Source organism: Anaerococcus sp. (genome assembly GCF_022770135.1).
Taxonomy (GTDB): domain Bacteria; phylum Bacillota; class Clostridia; order Tissierellales; family Peptoniphilaceae; genus Anaerococcus.
The window spans coordinates 1-4,213 of sequence record NZ_JALEIL010000060.1 but is presented as its reverse complement, the minus strand read 5'-3'; the positions used below and the strand labels follow the sequence as shown (position 1 = coordinate 4,213).

General features: G+C 41.7%; 1 protein-coding gene and 1 pseudogene. Both read right to left on the bottom strand.

Annotation, left to right across the window (positions count from 1 at the left end):
* Nucleotides 1-866: 866 nt before the first annotated feature.
* Nucleotides 867-3,674 (bottom strand): annotated as a pseudogene (gene uvrA, locus MRZ08_RS02665) (excinuclease ABC subunit UvrA).
* Nucleotides 3,671-4,213 (bottom strand): helicase-related protein (locus MRZ08_RS02660; RefSeq protein ID WP_297378974.1); only part of this gene is annotated, 543 nt, incomplete at its 5' end. The gene MRZ08_RS02660 and the pseudogene uvrA, both read right to left, overlap by 4 nt.

Here is a 4,213-nt window from a genome sequence, read left to right as displayed (position 1 = left end):
TCAAAATAACCCTTATTTCGACCGAACGGAGTGAGCGGAGAAATCTAATGAGATCTCTCCATGCGTTCGTTTCACTCTCTTAGTCGAGATAAGGGTAACTTAACGATAAAATAAATTTCGATTGAAGTTACTTTGTCTACGCTCTGTGATTGGCTTACGCCAATCTTTTTTAGTAGGCAGAACCCTTCGTTTTAGTTTGTTTTAAAGCTGGGAATTCCTAATCATCGTTCGCTAAAAATTTATAACTCGCTTCGCTCAAACAGATAAATTTTCTTAACGCTCACTCTGATTATACATGCTACTCGGTAAAGGTATTTGTAAGATATGCTAAAGCATATTATGTATCTTTATCTGAATAAACTGGAAAATTCTTTCTAGCTTCGCTAGGTCAGAATTATTTTTTAAAGTTATATGTAATATAAAGAATAAAAAAATGATACGCTTTGCCAAAGGCAAAGCTTACCCCTTCCCTCACCCTATGGACGGGTAGAAATGTCTAATCAAGTCTCTCGTTAAGAAAATCGATTTGTTTGAGCGTTAGCGAGTTATCGATTTTTAGAGAGACGGAGATTAGACATTGTTAAATCCAAGAACAATTAGAGCGAAGGGATCCCCCTACCAACAAAGATTTGCGAAGCAAATCGACCTTTTCCGCACTCCGCTTAAGGAGCAGAGGGGGTGAGGGAAAAGGGGGCTTGGGGGAAAGCTGGAGGGGGCATTTGCCCAAGCGGCATTTAGAGCGCTGCCGCCCCCTTAGCGTTCCCCCAAAAATACGAAGGGATACCTTCATAAAAAAGTATATTCTAATATCAAGATATCCTAATATCAAATATTTTTAGTCTCAGATATTTGAAATAAAATATCTCCTACAAAATCTTTTTAAGATACTGTCCAGTATAGGACTTTTTATTTTTTGCTATTTTTTCTGGCGTACCGCTGTCTACTAAGGTTCCTCCACCGTCTCCTCCTTCTGGACCTAAGTCTATTAGGTTGTCAGAGACTTTTATTACGTCTAGGTTGTGCTCTATTACAACTACAGTGTTATCCTGGTCTACTAATCTATTTAGGACTTCTATTAGTTTGTGGACGTCTGCCATGTGAAGGCCTGTTGTTGGTTCGTCCAGGATATATAGGGTTTTTCCTGTGGATACTTTGGCTAGTTCTGTTGCAAGTTTTACCCTTTGGGCTTCTCCTCCGGATAGTTCTGTGGATGGTTGGCCTATTTTGATATAGCCAAGGCCTACATCGTAGAGGGTTTGGAGTTTCCTCACTATGCTTGGGTGGTTTTGGAAGAATTCTATTCCTTCTTCTACAGTCATATCGAGGACGTCTGATATGTCCTTGCCCTTGTATTTGACTTCTAGGGTCTCCCTGTTGTATCTTTTGCCGTGGCAGACTTCGCAAGGAACGTAGACATCAGGCAAGAACATCATATCTACCTTGATTGTTCCATCTCCCTTACAGGCCTCGCACCTTCCTCCCTTGACGTTAAATGAGAATCTCCCCTTATCATAGCCTTTCATCTTGGCTTCGTTGGTCATGGCGAATACATCCCTAATGGCATCGAAGACCTTGGTGTAGGTTGCTGGGTTTGACCTTGGGGTCCTTCCGATTGGGGATTGGTCTATGGCTATTACCTTGTCAATCTTATCAAGTCCTAGGATTTCCTTGTGCTTGCCAGCCCTTACCTTGGTCTTGTTAATTTTCTTTGTTGCTTGCTTGTAGAGGATTTCGTTTACTAGAGAAGACTTACCAGAACCTGACACTCCCGTTACTGTTGTAAGTACTCCTAGGGGAATTTTTACATCGATGTTTTTGAGGTTATTTGCTGCAGCCCCCTTTATTTCTATATATTCATCGCTTGTTCTTCTTTCTTTAGGAACTGGGATTTTTTTCCTACCAGCTAGATAGTCTCCTGTAATCGACTTTTTGGAATTCATTATATCGTCAAGACTTCCCTTGGCCACAATCTCTCCACCGTGAACTCCCGCCTTTGGTCCAATATCTACTATATAGTCTGCTTCCTTCATAGTATCTTCGTCATGTTCTACTATTATTAGGGTGTTTCCAATATCCGTGAGATTTCTAAGGGCTGCTATTAGCTTGTCGTTATCTCTCTGGTGAAGACCTATAGAAGGCTCATCAAGGACATAGCAAACTCACACAAGGCCAGATCCTATTTGAGTCGCAAGTCTTATTCTCTGACTCTCCCCACCAGATAGGGTCGCTGCTGCCCTGTTTAGGGTAAGGTAAGTTAGCCCTACGTCGTTTAGGAAAGACAGTCTCGCCTTTATTTCCTTTACTATAAGGTCTGCAATCTTCGCCTTCATTGGAGAAAGTTCTAGTTTGTCAAAAAAGTCTACGGACTTTTCTACAGAAAGTCTTGTAAGCTCAGAGATATTCACTCCTCCTACCTTGATAGCAAGGATTTCTGGCTTTAGTCTATCTCCATGGCAGGTATCGCACTCTTCTTCTGACATATATTCTCTAAACTTTTTCTTTTGGGCATCGGAATTCGTCCTTTGATAGCGGTCGTAGATGTTTTTGATAGCACCTTCAAAGGGTCCAGTATATCTTTTCCTACCGGAAAAATGACTGTCGAAGACAAAACTCAAATCGTAATCTGTTCCATTTAAGATATCCTCGATCATCTGTTTTGGAGCATTTTTAATTGGCTCATCATGAGAGAACTTGTAGTAATCTGCTATAGCCCTTATTATTTCATAATAATAGCTCTCCTTGGTAGAAGTCGCATAAGAGTCAATAGCTCCTTCGTTTATAGATAGGTCGTAGTCTGGTATAACTAGGTCCCTATCGACTTGAAGATGAAAACCAAGCCCATTACAGTCAGGACACATCCCTATTGGGGCGTTGAAGGAGAACATATTTGGTGTAATCTCTGGGAGGGATACGTGACCTTCTGGGCAGGCTAGCTTAGAAGATAAGAGTATTTCGTCTTCCCCTATCACATCTATAATAACCAAGCCATCTGCAAGACCCAAGGCTGTTTCTATTGAATCTGCAAGTCTCGCATCGATTCCATCCTTGATCACAATCCTATCTACAACTACGGAGATGTCGTGTTTTTTGGTCTTGGATAATTCGATTTCTTCTGCCAAGTCGTACTTTTCTCCGTCGATTAGAACTCTTACATAGCCGTCCTTTTGGATATTTTCTAGGGCTCTTTTGTGGGCTCCCTTTTTTCCTCTGATCACTGGGGCAAGGATTTGAATTCTCGTTCTTTCAGGAAGTTCCTTTACCCTATCGACCATCTGATCTATACTTTGCGCCTCGATTGGTCTACCGCAGACTGGGCAGTAGGCATCTCCAATTCTTGCGTAGAGGAGCCTATAATAATCATAGATTTCTGTAACAGTCGCTACAGTTGATCTTGGGTTCCTGTTGGTTGTCTTCTGGTCGATTGATATGGATGGGGAAAGTCCCTCAATGGAATCCACATCTGGCTTATCTACATTGCCCAAAAACTGTCTGGCATATGAAGATAGGCTTTCTACATAACGCCTCTGACCTTCCGCATAGATGGTATCAAAGGCAAGAGTCGACTTACCTGAACCTGAAAGGCCTGTAAATACAATCATCTTGTCTCTTGGAAGATTGATATCTACGTTTTTGAGATTGTTAGTTCTTGCTCCCTTTATCTTAATTTCTGTCAATTAATCACTCCTGTAAAATTATCTTTCATAGACTTAATCTGATCACGGAGGGCTGCAGCACGCTCGAAGTCAAGCTCCTCTGCTGCCTTATACATCTCAGCCTCCAGATTGATAAGTATTGTCTCTATATCGTCTTTGCTGAATTCTTCAATTTCCTCTTCTTCCTTCTTCTTGGTGATTTGGATGATTTCAGCTATGTTTTTCTTGATTGTAGTTGGCACTATGCCGTGCTCTTCGTTAAATTCTTCTTGGATTGACCTACGACGTTCTGTCTCGTCAATCGCCTTTCGCATAGATCCTGTTATGGTATCGGCATACATGATTACCCTACCCTCGGAGTTTCTCGCTGCCCTTCCTATAGTCTGGATAAGGGAAGTCTCCGAACGGAGGAAGCCTTCCTTGTCAGCATCGAGGATTGTGATAAGAGAAACTTCAGGTATATCAAGTCCCTCACGGAGGAGGTTGATTCCTACAAGCACGTCAAACTCTCCTAGGCGGAGCTCTCTAATAATCTCACTTCTTTCGATTGTCTTAATGTC